Source organism: Psychrobacter sp. AT9 (genome assembly GCF_047272965.1).
Lineage (GTDB): Bacteria > Pseudomonadota > Gammaproteobacteria > Pseudomonadales > Moraxellaceae > Psychrobacter > Psychrobacter glaciei.
In genome coordinates, this window is record NZ_JBKOTW010000001.1 from 2,508,361 (window position 1) to 2,527,673 (window position 19,313).

General features: G+C 44.3%; 17 protein-coding genes. 12 read left to right on the forward strand and 5 right to left on the reverse strand.

The annotated features are described in order from the left end of the window. Nucleotides 1-4: 4 nt before the first annotated feature. The 11 genes from ACMFL8_RS10540 to ACMFL8_RS10590 all read left to right on the forward strand — a co-directional run bounded on the left by ACMFL8_RS10540 (nt 5) and on the right by ACMFL8_RS10590 (nt 13,036). Nucleotides 5-3,004 (forward strand): phage tail tape measure protein, encoded by a 3,000-nt coding sequence (locus ACMFL8_RS10540; protein WP_413190942.1) that lies wholly within the window; start codon nt 5-7, stop codon nt 3,002-3,004. Then, complete coding sequence (locus ACMFL8_RS10545) at nt 2,997-3,335, forward strand: phage tail protein (protein WP_413190943.1); 339 nt, start codon at nt 2,997-2,999, stop codon at nt 3,333-3,335. Before ACMFL8_RS10540 ends, ACMFL8_RS10545 begins: the two co-directional genes overlap by 8 nt. An 8-nt stretch (nt 3,336-3,343) precedes the next feature. Further along, nucleotides 3,344-4,270, forward strand: coding sequence for a hypothetical protein (locus ACMFL8_RS10550; RefSeq protein ID WP_413190944.1), 927 nt, complete (start codon nt 3,344-3,346; stop codon nt 4,268-4,270). 6 nt (nt 4,271-4,276) lie between these two features. Continuing rightward, entirely contained in the window at nt 4,277-5,077 is an 801-nt protein-coding gene (locus tag ACMFL8_RS10555) for a phage minor tail protein L (RefSeq protein ID WP_413191394.1), read from the forward strand. Between the two features lie 3 nt (nt 5,078-5,080). After that, nucleotides 5,081-5,821 carry a C40 family peptidase gene (locus ACMFL8_RS10560; RefSeq protein ID WP_413190945.1) on the forward strand — a complete coding sequence of 247 codons (741 nt, stop codon included), beginning with the start codon at nt 5,081-5,083 and terminating at the stop codon, nt 5,819-5,821. Between the two features lie 43 nt (nt 5,822-5,864). Further along, the gene (locus tag ACMFL8_RS10565) at nt 5,865-6,455 is read left to right on the forward strand and encodes a tail assembly protein (protein ID WP_413190946.1); all 591 of its coding nucleotides are present in this window, start codon (nt 5,865-5,867) and stop codon (nt 6,453-6,455) included. After that, nucleotides 6,455-10,417, forward strand: a complete 3,963-nt coding sequence (locus ACMFL8_RS10570) for a host specificity protein J (protein WP_413190947.1) — start codon at nt 6,455-6,457, stop codon at nt 10,415-10,417. The genes ACMFL8_RS10565 and ACMFL8_RS10570 overlap by 1 nt, the downstream gene beginning before the upstream one ends. A gap of 234 nt (nt 10,418-10,651) precedes the next feature. Then, nucleotides 10,652-11,176: a hypothetical protein gene (locus ACMFL8_RS10575; RefSeq protein WP_413190948.1), complete on the forward strand. Its 525-nt coding sequence runs from the start codon at nt 10,652-10,654 to the stop codon at nt 11,174-11,176. After that, entirely contained in the window at nt 11,176-11,517 is a 342-nt protein-coding gene (locus tag ACMFL8_RS10580) for a hypothetical protein (RefSeq protein ID WP_413190949.1), read from the forward strand. The genes ACMFL8_RS10575 and ACMFL8_RS10580 overlap by 1 nt, the downstream gene beginning before the upstream one ends. Before the next feature lie 63 nt (nt 11,518-11,580). After that, nucleotides 11,581-12,075, forward strand: coding sequence for a glycoside hydrolase family 108 protein (locus ACMFL8_RS10585; protein ID WP_413190950.1), 495 nt, complete (start codon nt 11,581-11,583; stop codon nt 12,073-12,075). 277 nt (nt 12,076-12,352) lie between these two features. Next, nucleotides 12,353-13,036 carry a hypothetical protein gene (locus ACMFL8_RS10590; protein WP_413190951.1) on the forward strand — a complete coding sequence of 228 codons (684 nt, stop codon included), beginning with the start codon at nt 12,353-12,355 and terminating at the stop codon, nt 13,034-13,036. A 418-nt stretch (nt 13,037-13,454) separates the two neighbouring features. On the opposite strand, the gene ACMFL8_RS10595 is transcribed toward ACMFL8_RS10590, so the two are convergent. Then, nucleotides 13,455-14,450: a serine/threonine protein kinase gene (locus ACMFL8_RS10595; protein ID WP_413190952.1), complete on the reverse strand. Its 996-nt coding sequence runs from the start codon at nt 14,448-14,450 to the stop codon at nt 13,455-13,457. Nucleotides 14,451-14,626: 176 nt separating this feature from the next. Between ACMFL8_RS10595 and ACMFL8_RS10600 the strand changes: the two genes are divergently transcribed. Next, a complete protein-coding gene (locus tag ACMFL8_RS10600; protein ID WP_194619061.1) occupies nt 14,627-15,598 on the forward strand; it encodes an ATP-binding protein in 972 nt (323 codons plus the stop codon). A gap of 7 nt (nt 15,599-15,605) precedes the next feature. Here ACMFL8_RS10600 and ACMFL8_RS10605 read toward each other — a convergent pair whose 3' ends face one another. From ACMFL8_RS10605 to rarD, 4 genes are all read right to left on the reverse strand, one after another. After that, entirely contained in the window at nt 15,606-16,724 is a 1,119-nt protein-coding gene (locus ACMFL8_RS10605; protein ID WP_413190953.1) for a ribonuclease Z, read from the reverse strand. A 43-nt stretch (nt 16,725-16,767) separates the two neighbouring features. Further along, nucleotides 16,768-17,025, reverse strand: a complete 258-nt coding sequence (locus ACMFL8_RS10610; RefSeq protein ID WP_010200262.1) for a hypothetical protein — start codon at nt 17,023-17,025, stop codon at nt 16,768-16,770. A 92-nt stretch (nt 17,026-17,117) separates the two neighbouring features. Further along, on the reverse strand, nt 17,118-17,786 hold the full coding sequence (locus ACMFL8_RS10615) for a glutathione S-transferase (RefSeq protein WP_189580454.1): 669 nt from the start codon (nt 17,784-17,786) through the stop codon (nt 17,118-17,120). Nucleotides 17,787-18,148: 362 nt separating this feature from the next. Further along, nucleotides 18,149-19,219 (reverse strand): EamA family transporter RarD, encoded by a 1,071-nt coding sequence (gene rarD, locus ACMFL8_RS10620; RefSeq protein WP_413190954.1) that lies wholly within the window; start codon nt 19,217-19,219, stop codon nt 18,149-18,151. Nucleotides 19,220-19,313: the final 94 nt, after the last annotated feature.

Sequence of the window (19,313 nt, forward strand, 5' to 3'; positions counted from 1 at the left end):
TGTCATGGCTTCGGTACTGAGTAGAATCCAGGTAATCATGGAGGCAAATACTGCCAACTATAATAACGAGCTACGCAAAGCACGAAAAAACAGCAAATCAGCATTCAGTGATATTGGCAAGTTAGCAGGAAAAATGGCGCTAGGTGTTGGCGTTGCTGTCGCTGCTATGGGCGCTAAGACCTTGCAAACAGCAGGTAATTTCGAAGAAGCGATGGGGGCAATCAGCGCAGTATCAGGTGCCGTCGGTAAGGATTTTGACGACCTGCGCGAGAGAGCCAAGCAATTAGGATCAGAAACAGCCTATAGCGCTACTGAAGCTGCGAACGGCATGGAATTTTTGGCCAAAGCCGGATTAAACACTCAGCAAGTGCTGGCAACCATTCCGAATGCCTTGGCACTTGCATCAGCAGGCAGTATCGAACTGGCTATGTCAGCCGATATTTTATCCAACATCATGTCAGGTATGGGCATAGCAGCTGAGGAGTCGGGACGCGCAGCAGACGTATTAGCAAAAGCAGCTGCCAGCTCCAACGTAGATGTCGAAATGCTAGGTGAATCGATGAAGTATGTCGCACCTATCGCAAAACAATTGGGCATGAGTCTGGAAGAAACTACAGCCATCATCGGTGTAATGGGTAACGCTGGCATCCAAGCCTCGCAAGCTGGTACATCAATGCGAGCAATGTTTACTCGCTTTAATACGCACCAAAAAGCGAATGCTGCATTTATGGAGCTAGGTGTGTCACTAAAAGACGCCAACGGCGATATGCGCTCAATGATTGATGTGATGCAAGACCTATCCGTAGCCACGGATGGACTGCAAGCAGATAAAAAACTCGCTTACTTTAAAGATATGGCAGGTGTTGAGGCGATGAGTGCACTAGCTGTTGCCGTAGATGCAGCTGCTGATGGCAGCTTGCAAAACCTAACAACTACGCTAGAAAATGCCGCGGGCGCTGCCAAAAAGATGGCAGATATTCGTATGGAAGGCTTGAAAGGAGATGTCAAAGGTCTAGCTTCCGCTTGGGAGGGTTTTCAAATACAGCTCGCTGATAGCTCCGGCGCATTAACTGTTGGGTCATCATTAGTTAAAGCTCTGGCAAATGGGGTGCGGGATCTAACTAAAAACCTACCTGAAATTATTGCTAAAATGACCGCGTTTTTTCAAAGCGCGGAAGTTGCCGGAACTATCACCGCAACCATCGATGGGCTGAAGACGGCATGGGATATCTTAAAATCAGTCATCGTACGCACTGGCGAAATTATTGCCCCCGTTATCGGTTTTTTTATTGAGCATGAGGAATTAAGCAAATCGCTTGCTATCGCCATCGGCATCGTAGGCGGTGCTGTTTTGATTTATAACACAGCGATTGTCGTTGCTGCTGCTGCAACGGTAGCGTTCACTGCTGCGTTTGCATTACTAACCAGTCCTATCACCGCAACCATTTTGGTTATCACTGCCTTAGTTGCAGCGGGTGTTTATCTTTACCGCAATTGGGACGAGATAAAAGCGAAAGCGGCTGAAGTATGGGAAGGGATCAAAACAACGGTCGCAAATAAGATAGAAGCTACGAAGCAGGCGGTTATTGATAAGTGGAACACCTTAAAATCAATGACCGTCAATAAATTTAATGAGATAAAGAATAGCATCTCATCAGCATTGAATGCACTGCCCACAAAAATGCTGCAAATCGGCAAGCAAATTGTAGATGGTTTAATTAACGGTATAAAAGCAGGCGCAAGCAGTGTTGTCAGTGCTATCGGCAATATGGCATCAAGCGCAGTCGCCAAAGCTAAGAGCGTCCTTAATATCCGATCACCCTCTCGTGTCATGAAAACCGTTGGTGAGCAAACAGCAGAGGGCATGGCAGTCGGCATCAAAAAAGGTACTAAGACTGTTGTCGCCGAGGCTCAGCGGATGGCTGAGCAAGCCGCTAAAGCTGTTGAGGATGGTATTGATAGCTTTAGAAAACGCATCGCTTTGTTTGGCGACACCAGCGAACTGTCCTCTCTCATGTACGATATAAATGATGGCAAATTCAAGGGCGCTAGTCAGACTCGTATCAATGAATGGGTCAAACAAGCTGAGACGTTACAACAGTTAGAGTCTCAACTAAAGGCCACCAATGCACTAAAAGAAAGGTTTGATAAATGGCAAGATGAGCGCGATAAAATGCGTAGTAAGGCGACTGATTTAATATCTGGTAGAGCTGCTCAGTATCAAGCTGATAAAAAATCTATCGGTGTGGACTTCGACGGTTTAGACGTAAATGGCCCTCAAACCGAAGCTGAAAAGTTGCGTGCAGCCTATGAAAACAAGATGGCTATCGTTGATAAGTATGAGCAGACGCATACAGACAAACAAGCTCAAGCTGAGAAAGCGCGTTTGCGCTTGACTGAGCAATTTAACCAATCTACTAAAGATCTAGAACTGCAACGACAAGCAGCTAATTTAGGCAGCATCACCGCCCTATTTGGTATGGCATTGGGTGAAACCAGCAAAGGCTACAAAGGTATGTTTCTGATTCAAAAAGCCTTTGATTTCGCCAGTGCACAATCTGCCAGCTTCACTGCTATCGCCAAAGCATGGAGTTCAGCACCATTCCCTGCCAACATACCCGCCGTTGCAACCACTACGTTGCAGACAGGCATTATTCCCGCCGCCATTCAGTCACTAAACCCTAAAGGTTTTATGAAAGGAGGCTATACCGGTGACTACCCTACCAATCAAGCAGTTGGGCCCGTCCATGGTAAAGAGTTTGTTACGCACGCCGCAGCCACCACGAAGTATCGGTCAGAGCTTGAATCAATGAATAACGGCACATATGAACGGCCTACCTCAAGCTCTGGCAATATTAATGTAAATGTCACCGTGGCCAGTGATGGCCGGTCGTCAGTTGAATCCGATCAGCAAAGAGGACGTGAGTTTGGCACTGTGCTGGCGGCTGCTATAAAGCAACAATTAATCAAAGAAAAACGTCAAGGGGGCCTGTTATATGGTTGATACATTTCCGTGGCAAATGGATATGGGTGCTAGTGCCGACACTCAATATCGTGTTAATAAAACCCAGTTTGGCGACGGTTACTCACAACACTCATCGTTCGGTATCAATAACATAATCAAAAACTGGTCAGGCACCAAAACAGGTGACTGGGATACCGTCATCGCACCGATATTAGATTTTTTAGATGCGCATGCTGGTGTCAAATCATTCTTGTGGACTGACCCACACGGCAAGACCAAACAATACACTTGTGCTGGCGCATCGACGCCGCAGCGCAAAGGCAACTTTTGGCAGATCACGCTCAATTTTGAGCAGTTTATGAGCGTTTAGGAGATAGTATGACCATTCAAATTCCAAACCCCGGCACTGGCAACGGTGCAACAGGTGATAATGAGTTTGTGCTGTGGAGTAAAGTTAAAGATAACTTTGGCAATAGCAGTCATGCTGCGAGTCGGTTGGTGGGAACGCAAAACAGCAATGTCCCAGAATTTACCAGCTCTAGCGGAGTATCAGGACTCGGTTACGCAGGGGTAATGGCAACCTTTTCTGGTAATACTGATAATCCAACACTAAATCAAGTGCCTAGTTTTACTGGTATGCCATCTGGATTTTATTATTTTACTGGCAGTGCGGCTGGTGGTGCATCCGGCAAATTTTGTATGCACGCAGCGTTTGGTGCGACAAACTCGTCGGGGTTTAGATTGCTCAATGATTTTTATTCAAATCGCTACTACTATCAAGCAGCTAATAACGCGACGGGTGACTCATGGCGCACGCCAGTAGAGGCGTATCATAGCAATGCAACAATAATGTATACAACAACGACAGCAGCAGGTGCAAACGTTGTTGTGAGTAGCACTGGGCAACTAATGCGCTCAACATCATCCGAGCGTTACAAAGACATCTTAGCTAAAGTTGAGCTTGATGATGCTCGATATGCAGATGCCATGGCTTTAAAACCTATCGTTTATCGATCAACTGCAAATGCGGACAATCCCGACTATCACTACTACTCGTTCAGTGCTGAAGAGCTTGGTGCATACGATCCAGCATTTACGCTTTGGCGCGACACTGAGACAGTCACAGACGATGAAGGAAACACAACTGAGCAACCGCTTGCTGAGCGCGTCGCAGATGGTATCAATCTAAATGCTATCGTCGCTTTTTTACATGCAACAAATATCAAGCAAGGCAAGTTGATTGCTGAGCAGGCAGAGGCAATCGTGACACTTACTAAGCGCATCGATGATATAACCGTCGAATAAGGATACATCATGCTCGAATCAGACCTACAAAAACTGTCAGTCACAGGGCTTGTAACACTGTACGAATTAGATGCAACCTTGTTAGGCGCTGGCATCATGCGTTGGCATGGCCACGTAAGTTTTGAGGACTGGCAGTACTTATTTAAGTTTGCCAGTCAATCAGAGTTTGTAAACAGCGGTTATAAGGTGAGCAATACTGGCACAGAGGATATCGTTAGGCGTGACTTAATCTGGCAAGGGAAAGTTTATTCGCCCATGCCGATACAGTCTGACGGTTTAGAGATGCGCGGCGATGGTCGAGCATCAACACCAAGCCTTGCGTTAGCTAACAATATTAACGGTCTGCAAGGTGCTGTTAGTGCGATGTGCTTACAGTTTGATGATTTTGCAGGGGCAAAGCTGACCGTCATCAATACACTGGCCAAATATTTGGACGCTGTGAATTTCACTGAGGGAAATCCACAAGCTGCTAATGAGTACCGCAAGCAGTTATGGTATGTCGAGCAAAAGACCAGCGAGAACGCAAGTGCGGTGACGTTTGAGCTGTCAAACCCTGTGGACTTTGAGGGCGCACGCATACCGAGCCGTGAGATCACATCATATTGCCATTGGGCAGTACATGGGCGCTATCGCGGTGAGGAATGTGGCTATACAGGTACAACTATGTTTACTGAAGATGGCACGCCTACTGATGATCCGTCAAAAGATAAATGCGGTGGCAGACTAAGCGATTGCCGCCTGCGCTTTGGTGACAATAACCCGCTACCAATGGGCGGCTTCCCTAGCTCATCACTCATATCAGGATAAGCCATGCTAACCAAGTCTATAAAAGCTGCGATTATCGCTCATGCGTCTGCTGAGTATCCGCGTGAGTCCTGCGGTGTCATCGTTGGCAAAGAATACATCTCTTGCACCAATATAGCAGCAAGTAATGCTCAATTTGAAATATGTCCAATAGACCTGGTTGGAGCATCCAAAGAGGGCAAGATTAGAGCCTACGTTCATAGTCACCCAGACGGTAATGTACAGCCGTCAATGCCTGACAGAGTACAAATGAATCTACACGGTTTGCCATGGATTATTACCAACGGTGTTGAGGTGGCACTACACAAGCCCGATAGCTATCAAGCCCCGTTATTAGGCCGTGAGTATCATCATGGACTGATGGATTGCTATACACTGGTCAAAGACTACTATCAGCGTGAGCTTGGTATTACGCTTGGTGACTATCAACGCGATGATGTTTGGTGGGAGTTAGCAGACAACGAGCCTCTATATATTGATAACTTTAGGAATGAAGGCTTTATTGAGGTCGATACAATTCAAAAGTACGATTTGATACTGTGCCGTCTTGGACGTACTGAGCATGTCAATCACGCGCTAGTCTTTATCGGTGATGGTTCGCTATCAAGTGAGCACACAGACGACGTTATAGGTGATAGTTTAGTTTTACATCACCCTTATAATCGTGAGTCTCTACGAGAAATATATGGTGAGCAATGGCAGCGTAGAACAGCCGTTATAATAAGGCATAAATCACTAATCAAATAACACAAGTCGCTTAAATTAGCGGCTTTTTTTATAGGCGCAATTTATGAAAACCATCCATCTGCACGGTGTACTTGCTGATAAATTTGGTGAGTTTTTCAAGCTCGATGTCATGTCAGCAGCTGAAGCAACACACGCAATTGCCTCTCAAATCCCTGAATTTAAAATGTTTATGCTAAAAGCTGAACAAGACGGTATGCGCTTTGCCGTGTTTTTAGATGAGCAGACTGAGCAAGGAAATATTGGTGAAAAAGAGTTAGGTAATGCTACGTCTGCAAACATTATTCATATTGTGCCAAAGATCATGGGTGCAGGTGGTGATGCGTTTGGCTGGTTGCAAGTTGTCGTTGGCGCCGCATTGGTGGTTGTTGGATTGGGTTTAACACCATTTACAGGTGGTACGTCATTAGCAATGGTTGGCGCAGGTGTCGGCTTAATGCTTGGCGGCGCAGCATCACTGCTTATGCCAACGCCAGAGCTTGGCAATCAAGATGAGGACGGCAACCGCGCAAACTATGGATTTGGCGGTGCTGTGACAACGGTAGCACAAGGCAATCCAGTGCCTATATTGTACGGTGAGCGTTACATCGGCGGCTTCATTTGCTCGGCAGGCATCTACACAGAGGACAATCAATAATGACAGCTATCGCAATCAAAGGCGCAAAATCAGGTTCAAGCAAGCAGCGCAAGCCGTCAATCGCAAAGGACTCAGTAGCAAGCACCAGTACCGCAAAACTATTATACGGATTAGCCGAGGGTGAGGTTTGGGGCTTGGTTGATGGCGGTAAATCAATTCGTCTGGATGGCACGCCACTGGTTGACGATGCGGGCAATTCAAACTTTGAAAGTGTGACTTGGGATTTTCGCTCTGGCACCAATGAGCAGGAATACATCAAAGGCTTTCCTGATGTGTCTAATGAAACACCAATCAATGTCGAGCTACGCAGCTCACAGCCGTGGATTAAAGCATTCACTGACACGCAACTGAGCGCATTACGAATCCGTTTTAAATGGAATCGTTTGTCAAAAACCGACCCCGATAATGGTGATGTCAAAGGCTATAAAATACAATACGCTATTGATCTACAGACCAATGGCGGTGCCTATGTTGAGGTGCTCAATACCAAAATAGAGGATAAAACAAGCGTAGGTTATGAGCGCACACACCGTATTGATTTGCCAAAATCTACAACAGGGTGGCAGATACGTGTCAGACGCTTGACAGCTAATGACCCTAGTGAATACGTGCAAGATGAAATGTATATCGATGCTGTTGCTGAGGTTATCGACGTTAAGCTACGCTACCCAAACACCGCTTTGCTAGGCTTGCAGTACAATGCTGAAACCTTTAGCAGTATCGCGAAGCTAGAAGCTCATGTGCGCGGTTCAATTATCCGTGTGCCTAGTAACTATGATGCGGTTGCTCGCACTTATACCGGTATTTGGGACGGTACGTTTAAAGACGCTTATACCAATAACCCTGCATGGGTTTACTTTGATTTGTGTACGCAATGGCGCTACGGCTTAGGCGAGCGTCTTGATATCACAATGATTGATAAGTGGTCATTGTATGCACTTGGCCAATATTGCGATCAGAGGGTGTCAGATGGCCAAGGCGATTTAGAGCCTCGCTTTACTTGTAACGTCTATCTGCAAAAACAAGCTGATGCTTACCAAGTCCTATCGAATATCGCCGGTATATTCCGCGCCATGTCTTATTGGAATGGTGAGCGCGTCGTACTGGATGCAGACGTACCGCAAGACCCTGTATATACATTCTCCCGCGCTAATGTCATCGACGGTAATTTTGAATATACCGGCACAAGAGCGCGTGACCGGCACACATTAGCCAAAGTCGCTTGGGATAATCCGCTTAATGGTTTTGAGACCGAATATGAGTATATTCGTGACGAAAAAGCGATGGCCAAATTTGGCGTTAAAGTGCTCGATTTATCTGCGTTTGGTTGTACCAGTCAAGCACAGGCGCAGCGTGCAGGACTTTGGGCTTTAAAGACTGAGCAGCTAGAGACACGCCAGGTGTCATTTGGTGTCGGCTTAGATGGATTTATCCCAGCTGTCGGTAACATTATTAATGTATCAGATGAGTTGTTTGCAGGGCGTGCTAACGGTGGCCGTGTATCTGCTGTCAGCGATGCTCAATATGTTGTAACCGTTGATCGTGACGTAGAGGTCAATGTCGGTGATGTGCTTATCGTTAATGGCGGTGGTGGTCAATCTGAGCGTCGTAACATTAAGACAGTTAATGGCCGTAAACTGACAGTAACAGCACCATTTACAGCAGCAGAAAGTGAGAACGTCTGGGCAATTGAATCACCTGATTTAAAGCTGATGCGTTTTCGTGTCATGTCGATTGCTAAAAATGATGAAACGACATTTGCAATTACAGCAATACAGCATGAACCGCAAAAGTATGATGCGATTGATTATGGCACAGATGTTCAGCCGACTAACATTACTATCGTCAATCCTGATGTGGTCGATGCACCTAGTAACGTTACAATCACCAGTCGTCACCGTGTCGTGCAAGGCCAAACAATCACAACGCTTGTTATCGGTTGGTCGCAAGTTAAAGATGCCGTTGCTTATGATGTGGAATGGCGCAAAGATGATGGCTCATGGGTCAAAGTGCCGCGCACTGGCAATGTCTCGGTTGAGATTGAAGGCGTCTACAGTGGTAACTATATGGCGCGTGTGCGCTCAGTATCACCGTTTGATGTGCAATCACAGCCTAAAACGTCAACATTAACAGCTATCGTCGGCAAAGTTGGTTTACCACCTACTATCTTAGGCTTGGTGGCCACAGGTGTATTGTTCGGCATGGAAATCAAATGGGGCTTTGGTGTAGGTTCAGGCGATGCCGCTTATACCGAGATTGAAACTGGCAGCGCACCCAATACGAACGTCAAATTATTAGGTCAGTACAGCTACCCAACAAACACGCATACGGTCACAGGTTTGCAAGGCAACTTGTCACAGTCTTATCGTGCGCGTTTGGTTGATAAGCTAGGCTTTAAGTCTGCATGGTCAGCATGGGTGACGGGCACAACTGATGCAAGTGCCGATAAAGTCATGGACTTGATACAAGGTCAGATTGACGAGTCTTCACTCAACGCCAGTCTTACCAGTAAAATCGGTAAAATTAGCGAGAATGAGGACGCAATTAGTCAAGAGTCAGCAGACCGCATCCAAGCCATTATCGACACTAAGAAAAAAGCAGATGATGCACAACTGGCAGCGACCAATGCAGCTCAGTTGGCAGGTAACAAAGGTGAAGTGATTTACCAATGGCAAACACCATCCGCTGCTAGGCAGCTTCCACAAAATTTATGGATTGATACGACAGGAGGCAAGAACACCCCGAAACGTTGGGATGGTAGCGTATGGGTTGCGGTCACTGATAAAGCAGCTATTGATGCTCAACAAGCAGCAAATGCCGCCCAGCAAACTGCTAACGATGCGCTAGGCAAGGCCAATACTGCTAACAATAGTGTCATCACGATACTGGACGAGCAGGCCGAGATTAATAACGAGCTTGGCTTACAGTATGAGACGCTGACAGGTGTTATAGCAGACTACAAACCGCAATATGCAGATGCAACGCAGTATGCAAATGCCAGCCGGTCAACACAATGGACGTATGCAAAAACAGTTGCGCGTGATAACTACGCAACCAATGAGCGTATCACCAATTTGCAGTCAGAAGTTGCAGATAGTAATGCTCAAATTGTCGAAAATCTCACAACAGTCGCTACAGCTACGAGTGCAAACGCATCAAAAGTCACAACAATTGAGGCAACTGTTGGCGCAAATACCGCGTCACTGCAAGAAACAAAGCAAGTTTTGGATGGTGTTAAGGGTGAATACACTCTCAAGCTAGACGTTGATGGTAAGGTTGCAGGGTATGGACTTGTCAATAATGCTGGTCAGCCATCCGCTTTTGATATACGAGCTGATAGGTTTTCAGTATCAGCACCAGTCGGGAAGCCAAATGATGTAAATGGCTCAAGCCCTTGGATGGTTTTAACAACACCACAAGTCATCGATGGCGTAACTGTACCAGCAGGCGCTTATGCTCGTAACTTTTATGCGCCTCGTGCGTCTATCGACACTCTGCAAGTTAAAGATGGGGCTATTAAATCAGCTCAGATTGATATCCTTGCTGTAGATACATTGCATATTAAAGGTCAGGCTGTGAGCGTAACAGCGGTCACAGATAAAACTATTGTTGGAACTGGAGCAAACGGCAATCCTTTTGTACCTGACGGCTCAACAGTTGAAACAGAGAAAGTATATCTAAACTCAGGCGGTAACTCGGTCTTCGTAGAAATAAGCTTATTTGGTGTGAAATTTATAGGTACGGCAAATAAGAGAGTAGATATAGATTTTCTAATAGATGGTTTGTATTACAAAGGCTATATAACAAGCTCAGATCAGTCAGCAATGACAGCTACTTATACTGCTATGTGCACCACAACATCAAACAAGCTGCAAGGTTTTTCTGTGGAAATGAAAACGGCTGCTGGGTCTCGTATAGAAATAGCAGCATACGCCATAAAGGCGCAAACGCTGAAAAAATAAAGGAGTTCGCTTTGGCAGCAATCACTATATATATAGTAGATGATAGTAACCGTTACTCCCACGGTAGATCTGGTGACATAGATACTATTATGGAGACGGTTGAACTACTGAAAGAGAAGTACACATTGCAGCGCCCACCAGATACTTTGATACCGTGGTACTGGGTAGACAACAAATGGACAACCGAACCCGCCAACTAAGGCGGTTTTTTATTATCTGAAATTTGGAGGACGCATGGACATCAAGCAAACACTATTGAAAATGTTTTTGTTCAATAAGTGGTTATGCAGATCGGAATCAGCAAGAAACACGAGTAAGTTACTTATTAAATTAAAGCGTTATCTAGCAATCAGCATTACATTTGCGGAGCTGGTCAATGCGATATTTATACTTAGTTTCAGCGCTGTATTCATCTACAACAAGTCCATTAGTGACGATGGAATGACATTGCCAAGTTATCGAGTATTTGACGAAGTATCAATTTGGTGGTTTATCACTTTTCTTACTCTTGGCTTTATGCAAGTAATCTCTATGCTCGTACCATCGCTCAGAGCTGTCAAATCAAGCGGTCTTTGTATGATAGCGTCATCTTTATCGTGGGGCGTAATTACAGGCGCTTATTACGCATCTCAAAACGGAATGATAACACCAGCAACAGCCATCATCGGCACATGGTCGGCAGCTATGTTTTTTATGGGCAATAAAATCATCAAGCGGGCTATTTTAAAAGAGCGAGTCACTATTAATAAGGAGATGTAATGAGCTTAGTATCGGAGGTTATAACCTCATTCACTCCACAAGTTTTCTTCGGTATGTTTGGCGGTTTTGTTGGCGGTATTTATGGCATCAACAAAAAAGGCTATGACGTAAAAGTATCATTGATCCTAATTTTTACAGCGGTTGTAGCAGGTAGCGCAATCTCTGAGGTTTTACAAAAGAAATTCGGTTTGACTTACCTGTTGCCGCTTTGTCTGATCTCAATTCCAGCAGGTGCATTTTCTGGCTATTTAATGGTCGCACTAGACATTGTGAGTCCAAAGTTTGCGGCTCAAGTAGCGGACAAAATCGGCGAAAAAGTATTTGAAAACATAGACAAATAATGATCAATATTAATTATATCCCCAATTTCGGGGCTTTTTTACGTCTAAAATAAGGTAAAACGCATGAGTATTTACGACATGATTTTTGATAGATTGATGGATCACGAAGGTGGCTATGTCAACCATCCAAACGACCCCGGCGGGGAGACAATGTACGGTGTTACCAAACGAGTCGCTCAAGCGCACGGCTATCATGGCGATATGCGAAAGCTGCCCAAATCACTTGCCAAGCAGATTACTGAGAAGTCATACTATAAAGCAGTGAAGGGTGATGAGTTGAATCGATTGATTGCCTGGCAATTGACAGATGCAGCTTATAACCACGGCAACCGTCAGGCGGTCAAGCTTTTGCAGCGAGCGGTTGGTGTAAGTGACGATGGTTTGATTGGCCCACGCACATTGGCAGCCGTTGCAGCTATGGACAAGAATGATGTGGTGTTATTATTCAATGCTGAGCGCCTAGAGTTCTTTACTAACTTGAGAATTTGGCAGACTTTTGGTAAAGGATGGGCGAGACGAGTAGCGGGCAACTTGCGATTTGCAGCATCGGATAATTAAAAAAGACGGAGTGGTAAGCTTGATAAAAACCCAGTGACTCAAGTCGCCGGGTTATTTTTTTGATAAGCACTAATATATCTAACTAATGTTGTTCAGGTTTTAATTCTTATAAATTTCACAATACCAGTAATAATTCTTCGCTCTAGCTTGAGAGCTAGAGCGAAGCTTGGCTTATGATTAATAAACACTTGATTAGCTTCCTATGTTTAGCCTATATTCAAAAGTATATGGTAACTTTATAACAGCAATTGCTTTCAATAAGGTTATTAAATTTTCTATGAATGAAGGAGTTGATAGGATGGGAAAGATATGTTTTCTTTGTGATTATAATGGACCTGTTTACAAATTTTTTAGCAAAGAAAGGTATGCAGATTCTCTTGTTTCCGGCAATGTACATTTAGGTACGTTGAATAAATATAGAATTGATGAAGATGATGAGCAAGGAGACGTTGGCGAAGGCTGTCAAACATATTTTTCTGGAAATTTAGCAGGTGGAAGTAACGATCCGGAATTTGTAGAAAAAGCGAGACGAGCTAATATTGGCATTGGTGTTGGCTGCATTAATATAAAAGTTGAAAATTGCGCTAGTACGGAATTTTTGGAAGACGCATATGCCTTTTGCACTAGTACGGAATACTCGCCTGAGAATATGAGCAAAGCAATCGGTCAGGATTATTGTGTTAAAATAAAAGACCCAAGAAAATTTTTTGAGGCTGTTTCAAAGAAACTTAACTCCATATCTGCTATACGTAAAGCTGAAATGGGGAAAGTCATATATTCAGATAGACATTATACTGGATTAGAAGAACCTTCTGGACCAATCGGCTTTGTTAAACCTGTATTTCCATATGGAAAACAAAAGGAGTTTAGGTTTTTGTGGCATATGCAAAGCGTGGATAAGCTAGAATCTTTCCGAATAAGTTGTCCTGAAATAAGTAAATTATGCGAACGAATTTCATAATGAGGAATCTTTGACATGATTCTTGACAGCCTATGGTCATACGCTATCATATACAATCACATTGCATAACCGTAAGTCATTGATATTATTAATAGTGAATTTGATAGCATGTGATAGTATTTGATGTAATCGGGTTCAACTCCCGCCATCGCCGCGAACCATATTACCCTCGATACAAAGTTTAAATCATGACGCAGTTTTTGACGCAGTTTGTATACAGTCAGTTTAAATCAATCAAAACTGTTTAATTCAAGTGTATGATTTAATTGTATTTATTTTTGACTGTCTTATATTAACCTATATCAAAAAGAGTTCGAGTCTCTCCAGCCCCACCATTTTCGGATAGTACATCTTAGACCAAATATCAAAACCTGCTTTTTAGCAGGTTTTTTTGTGTCTGGAATTTGGCTATCTATTATCACAAACGCTCTAAACCCTCCAACACCTCTTCCATACTACGATACCGTCTCTCTACCCGCTTCGCCAATGCCTTATCGACCATACATTGGTAACGACTATATTCTGATGACAGCTTTGGAATAGGCTGTTGGCAATGCTGAATCGCCCACGCTTTTAATTTATCATTGCTGTTAGCACTTACCTGAAACGGTCGCACGCCCATTAATATCTCAACCATCATTATGCCAAATGCATAGATATCACTTTTCACCGTTGCACCCTGACCTTGCCAGCGCTCAGGTGCGAGATAGGAAGGTGTACCAGCAGGATTTTCCACACTTATTGCGTTGCAGCGCTGCGCTAAGGCAAAATCGGTCAACAGTAAATCAGGCATTACACTGCTATTATCCGCACTATTTGGCAACAAACCATCTAGCAAAATATTGCTGGGCTTAATATCATTATGTAGCCAGCTAGCCTGATGCAAATTGGCTATCAAGTATGCGGATTGCACTAAGAAATGATGCTTTTGTTGCACCGTCAATGAATACTGATTTCGATCACTCAACTGTCCTGCCAAGCTACCATTAGAGTAATAAGGCATGACTAATATTACCAGCTGTTGTAACTGCTCCAGTACTTGAACGTTTACGCAATGATGCGCCAATAGCGGCGGTGCGATAGCGATAGCATTATCTTTGATTTTCAATGAAGTATTTACAGCAGCTAAAACGTCTGCTTCATGAGTTAAATCGAAAGCGATAGGATAAGCGGCATCACTCAACTGCCATTTAATCATTACGCTACCAAATTGCGGATGCTGGGCGCGGGTTAAGCCTTGATAATAAGTATTTTCAATATTTTGCGTATGCTCATGATTTTGCTGAGTAATACGCTGGTGAACGACTTCGCTAAAATGCAGTGTGGTCAGTGATTGCGTAATAATGGGTAATAGCTGCTGAGATTGCGCCTGTAACGCTTGCTTAATAGAAAGATTACTGGCACTATTTTCCATGGTGTTTTTCTCATAATAGGGTGAGATTACTGCCTGCCTGTTCGTATCATTTCCAAAAATAATAATAACGCGAATAATTTTTACCAGTACTACGCTCAGTAGGTGCCAAAAGTTTAGCCACGTTAATGATATTTTTGGGTATGGTATTAAAGACAACCTTAAATACTTGAGCCACTATGTCACAACCAATCATCCCAACCACGCCCTCTAATCAGCCTACTTATGCCCTACCTCAACCGTTGTTAGATTTGCTCAGTCAGTACTTGCAAGAGCAGGTGACACCGACGATTGAAATCGATCCACGCCAGCTTGCTTATCGCTGGGTTGGTGGACGCACTGGTAATTTAGAGCCTTTGTCGGTCAATCTGTTTTTGAGCTTAGATGACTTGCATGGTATCGATACGCAAAAGTCTAAACTGGTACAAAACACGCGCCAGTTCCTAAAAGGCTACCCTGCCAATCACGTGCTGATGACGGGTACACGCGGTGCCGGTAAATCATCATTGATTCGCGCCTTGCTACAAGCCCATCATAGTGAAGGCTTGCGTATTATTGAAGTTGCTCGCGATGATCTGCAAATATTAGATAAGATTCGCGCTGCCATTAATGCCCTACCAGCAGATTGTAATTGCCGCTACATCGTATACTGTGATGATCTCGCGTTTGACGGTCAAGATGAAAGCTATCGTACGCTAAAGAGCGTGCTTGATGGCTCGCTAGACTCTGAGCAAGACAAGCTACTGGTCTATGCCACCAGTAATCGCCGTCGCCTGCTACCGCAAATGATGAAAGACAATGTCAATATCTACAATGGTCAGACGGATGAAGTCAATCCTTATGAGGCTATTGATGAGACCGTGTCATTGTCAGATAGATTCGGTTTATCACTCACTTTCCATCCTATGGATCAGCAGACTTATCTGCATATCGTTCAGCATTATCTGAATTTAGAGCAGCAGAAAATCTCAGCTGATATGGATAGCGATGCTAAGAATGTTTTGGAAAGTCAGACCATGCCTGACAAGATCAAAAAGGACGCGCTACGTTGGGCCTCTGAACGTGGTGGTCGCTCAGGACGAGTTGCTTACCAGTTCAGTCGATACTGGAGCGGTATAACGCAATTGGAAATTGCAGACGGTAAGCGCTAAGCCATATCTAATCACTGCGTGCAGAGCCTAGATACTGCACGCGATCCTCCTCTTGACTGCCCTCTTGATTACCTGCCAAGTCAACTGCACCATCGACCATATATTGGTCAAAATCTGCGGCCAACCAGAGATTACCTTGATATACACTTTGCGCGTCTAAGCGAATATGCCCCATGTTTGCCGTACTGCTATCTGGGTTATCAAAGCTTTGATAACGCGCGCTAAAATGGGTCAAAATCAAATTCTTAAGCCCGATATCTTGAGCAAATTTGCCCACCAATTGCGCACTACTATGCATGGGGTCAAAGTCTGGATTTTTGGCTTGAATCTTAGTCAACACCTCATGCGTATAAGTGGCTTCATGCACCAGAAAATCAGTATCGACCAACGCAGAGGTGAGACAAGCTGGCGTATCGTTATCTCCCGCTACCACTATCCGTGTGCGCTTAGCGTCATTATTGACATAATCTGCTGAGCGCAGCTCACGACCATCTTCGGTCATGACATCTGTACCTTGCTGCAGTTTGCCCCACAGTGCACTTGCTGGAATGCCGTCTGCGGTCAACTTATCCGTATTAAGCGTGCGCTGACTGATAGTCTGAGTGATACCAAAACCATGAGAGGCGACGCGATGTGATAGCAGTGTGATATCAATATCAAGCTGATGCTGGCTGTCTAAACTGATACTTACCTGACTGTTACTCCCACTATCTGGAGACAATAACTCTTCAATCGCCATAAAATTGATGGCAAAGGGCAAATACAACTCTGTGGGGGCGGTAATAGCTTCAAGCAATGTAGCGATGGCTTTTGGTGCGATAAGCATCAACGGTTCGCGGCGTCCAGACATAGCCGCACTCGCCAGCAATCCTGGCAAACCATAGCAATGATCGCCATGCACATGGGTAATACAAATGGCAGTTAATTGATGTAAGGAGAGCTTGGTGTGCAGCAATTGCTGCTGCGTACCTTCACCGCAATCAATCAATATCCACGGACGCGATTTTTTAGGCTGCTGACTAGCACTCGATGAATAAGGATTCAAGCATTCGATCGCTAAGGCAGTGACATTGCGCTGTTTGGTTGGCACCCCTGCTGAAGTACCTAAAAAAGTCAGTTTGAGCATGATTTAGCACTCATAGTACAAAACTATTAATGAATGATACGGCTTATGATAGTTGGCATATCATGGTTCGGTCGCCTGCTACCATCTGTCCACCATTGGCAGTACACTCATTGACCATATTGGACTCATAAGACTTCCAACCACCATAAAAACTCGCTACACATAGCAGCACGACCAGCAGTTTTTGTGACCACGCTTTGATAGACACCTGCTGGCTATTGATTTCTTGACGAGCAAGCGATGGGTTAGTATTGACATCGGTATCGATGCTTTTGTTATCAGATTTATTCAGGTCAGACATTACTTTATCCTAAAAAGGTTTTGTCTATACATAAACAAAACCTTTTATCAAAATATTAAATCAAGCGCTTATACATGTGTAAACGCCAGCAACTAGAACTTAAGACGACCGCCCTTTTCTTCTGCGCTCTTAAAGGCATCACGTTCTTCACAGCGTTTTAGCCAATTTAAAATATTGGTATATTTATTCTTATCTAAGCCCGGACCAGCATTGGCACCTACTACCGCTAGATGCATTTGAATGTCGGCGGCGCTAAAATCTTCACCAGCGAACCAATGATTGTCCTGTAGATGCTGCTCCATCATGTCGAGTATTTTGTTTAAGCTGTTAGCAATCATGCTTTTTTCGACTTTTGCTTTGATGCCCTTGCTAACAGGTTTAATCAACATCGGCGATTGCTCAACCACTTTGGTGAACACCAATCGCATGATGAGCGGTGGCATCACAGACGCTTCAGCGAAATGCAACCAAAACGTATAAGCTTCCCACGCTGCTTCATTGTCATCGGCAGGTTTGAACTGATGGGCTTTATCATAATGCTTGAGTAGATATTCGATGATAAACCCTGACTCAATCAGCGGGCGACCATCCACTTCCAATATCGGTGCATGACCGATCGGATGTATGGCTTTTAGACTCTCAGGCGCGCGGTAAGCTTTATTGCGCTCATAGCACGTCAGTTGATAATCAGCTTTGAGCTCTTCTAATAACCATAAAATACGAAACGAGCGTGAGTTTGCTAAATGATGAAGGTGTAACATAAACCATCCTAGTAATAAGTAATTGTGAGTCCGCTATACTATTTTAGGGTGTGTCCTCATTCTGAACATGGTGATAAAAATGAGATAAATTGCAGCCAAACGAGGAAAGTAGCACAGATAATATCGAGATATTAACCAGCTATTTGACACAGTTTGGCAAGATTTAGCCATTTTTGACCCATTTAAGTATTTTCGTTCAGCTTGAGGACACGCCCTAGATATCATGTGCCAAATTAGGTCGAGTGTGATACTGCTGCTACTGATAATAGCGTACTTAACGCGGCTTTGACACCACAACTGTGTAGAGTAGTTACGAAAAACAATGCCTGCCAAGTCAACTTTGGTTTTACAACAACCCCTAATTATTTGGCATGGAGCACTTCTATTTTTCGCGTCATTTTGTCTATTTTTTGCTGATACTTCTTAATCTTACGAAAACGATGCGCGGCCAACACGCCTTTAATACGGCGATTTTCTAGGCGACGGCGTGGTGGAAAGCTGCCCACTTGTGGCTCATTGTAGCCATGTAAGCGGTCATCACGTTTGCGTCCCAAGTAACCCAGCGCGCTATCAGCAATCATAATAAGCAATGCCACAAAAATCATGCTGTACATCAGCATGGATCCACCATCATGTAAGTTACGATCCAAAATCGCAATCGAAAATACGAACAAAAATATCGGCTCAAGGTAGCACAACGTTCCAAACAACGAGACTGGCAATTTCTGACTCGCTATCATTGTCAATGACATGGCAGCGGTACTAATAATGCCAAGTAAAGGCAACAGATACCACAGTTTATGGTTGGTTATCGCTACTTCAAAGCCACCATTCATATACAGCGCAACCAATACGACTGGCAATAGCAACACAAGATCTGAGATAAGACCAGTGATGGGTGGTACGGCTAGATAGCGACGCAGTAGGTAATACGGCGGGTAACCCAAGCAGACAAACAACGTCGCCCAAGAGATAGCACCATATTCAAAGATATCATAAGCGATACCAAGACCCGCACATACAATGGCAGCCCACTGAAGTAAGCTCATATCCTCATTATAAAAAAATCGACCAACAACGATCATAATCATTGGATATAAAAAGTAACCCAACGTCACTTCAAGCCCCAAACCATTCACTGGCGCCCACATAAATATCCAGATTTGTGCGCCCAAAATTGGGGTGGGCAATATAAATAAAAACCACTCTTTGGCGTTTTTTAATGTTTTTAGATAGTCAAAAATATGCTGCCATTGTTTTAATATACTTACCAATAGCACCAAACTAAAAAACATCGTTAGCACACGCCACGAAGCGACCTGCGTACCTGATAGCGGTTGCAGCAGCAAGCTGAATAAGAACAGCAGAGAGTATAAGAAATTTGCAGCCACAGCAGTGATCGTACCCTGCGAGGTTTGGTTAGTAGTCAGCATCACAGCAGCCTTTAGAGATTGGGGCACATCCTTGGCAATTTTAAAAAAAACAAAAGCCTCAGACGAGAACGTCTGAGGCTTTTGCATATAAGGT

What these genes read in the sequence shown, in the direction of transcription:
- ACMFL8_RS10540 (WP_413190942.1), top strand. Translation starts at nt 5, where the DNA reads ATGGCTTCGGTACTGAGTAGAATCCAGGTAATCATGGAGGCAAATACT.
- ACMFL8_RS10545 (WP_413190943.1), top strand. Translation starts at nt 2,997, where the DNA reads ATGGTTGATACATTTCCGTGGCAAATGGATATGGGTGCTAGTGCCGAC.
- ACMFL8_RS10550 (WP_413190944.1), top strand. Translation starts at nt 3,344, where the DNA reads ATGACCATTCAAATTCCAAACCCCGGCACTGGCAACGGTGCAACAGGT.
- ACMFL8_RS10560 (WP_413190945.1), top strand. Translation starts at nt 5,081, where the DNA reads ATGCTAACCAAGTCTATAAAAGCTGCGATTATCGCTCATGCGTCTGCT.
- ACMFL8_RS10565 (WP_413190946.1), top strand. Translation starts at nt 5,865, where the DNA reads ATGAAAACCATCCATCTGCACGGTGTACTTGCTGATAAATTTGGTGAG.
- ACMFL8_RS10570 (WP_413190947.1), top strand. Translation starts at nt 6,455, where the DNA reads ATGACAGCTATCGCAATCAAAGGCGCAAAATCAGGTTCAAGCAAGCAG.
- ACMFL8_RS10575 (WP_413190948.1), top strand. Translation starts at nt 10,652, where the DNA reads ATGGACATCAAGCAAACACTATTGAAAATGTTTTTGTTCAATAAGTGG.
- ACMFL8_RS10580 (WP_413190949.1), top strand. Translation starts at nt 11,176, where the DNA reads ATGAGCTTAGTATCGGAGGTTATAACCTCATTCACTCCACAAGTTTTC.
- ACMFL8_RS10585 (WP_413190950.1), top strand. Translation starts at nt 11,581, where the DNA reads ATGAGTATTTACGACATGATTTTTGATAGATTGATGGATCACGAAGGT.
- ACMFL8_RS10590 (WP_413190951.1), top strand. Translation starts at nt 12,353, where the DNA reads ATGAATGAAGGAGTTGATAGGATGGGAAAGATATGTTTTCTTTGTGAT.
- ACMFL8_RS10595 (WP_413190952.1), bottom strand. Translation starts at nt 14,450, where the DNA reads ATGGAAAATAGTGCCAGTAATCTTTCTATTAAGCAAGCGTTACAGGCG.
- ACMFL8_RS10600 (WP_194619061.1), top strand. Translation starts at nt 14,627, where the DNA reads ATGTCACAACCAATCATCCCAACCACGCCCTCTAATCAGCCTACTTAT.
- ACMFL8_RS10605 (WP_413190953.1), bottom strand. Translation starts at nt 16,724, where the DNA reads ATGCTCAAACTGACTTTTTTAGGTACTTCAGCAGGGGTGCCAACCAAA.
- ACMFL8_RS10610 (WP_010200262.1), bottom strand. Translation starts at nt 17,025, where the DNA reads ATGTCTGACCTGAATAAATCTGATAACAAAAGCATCGATACCGATGTC.
- ACMFL8_RS10615 (WP_189580454.1), bottom strand. Translation starts at nt 17,786, where the DNA reads ATGTTACACCTTCATCATTTAGCAAACTCACGCTCGTTTCGTATTTTA.
- rarD (WP_413190954.1), bottom strand. Translation starts at nt 19,219, where the DNA reads ATGCTGACTACTAACCAAACCTCGCAGGGTACGATCACTGCTGTGGCT.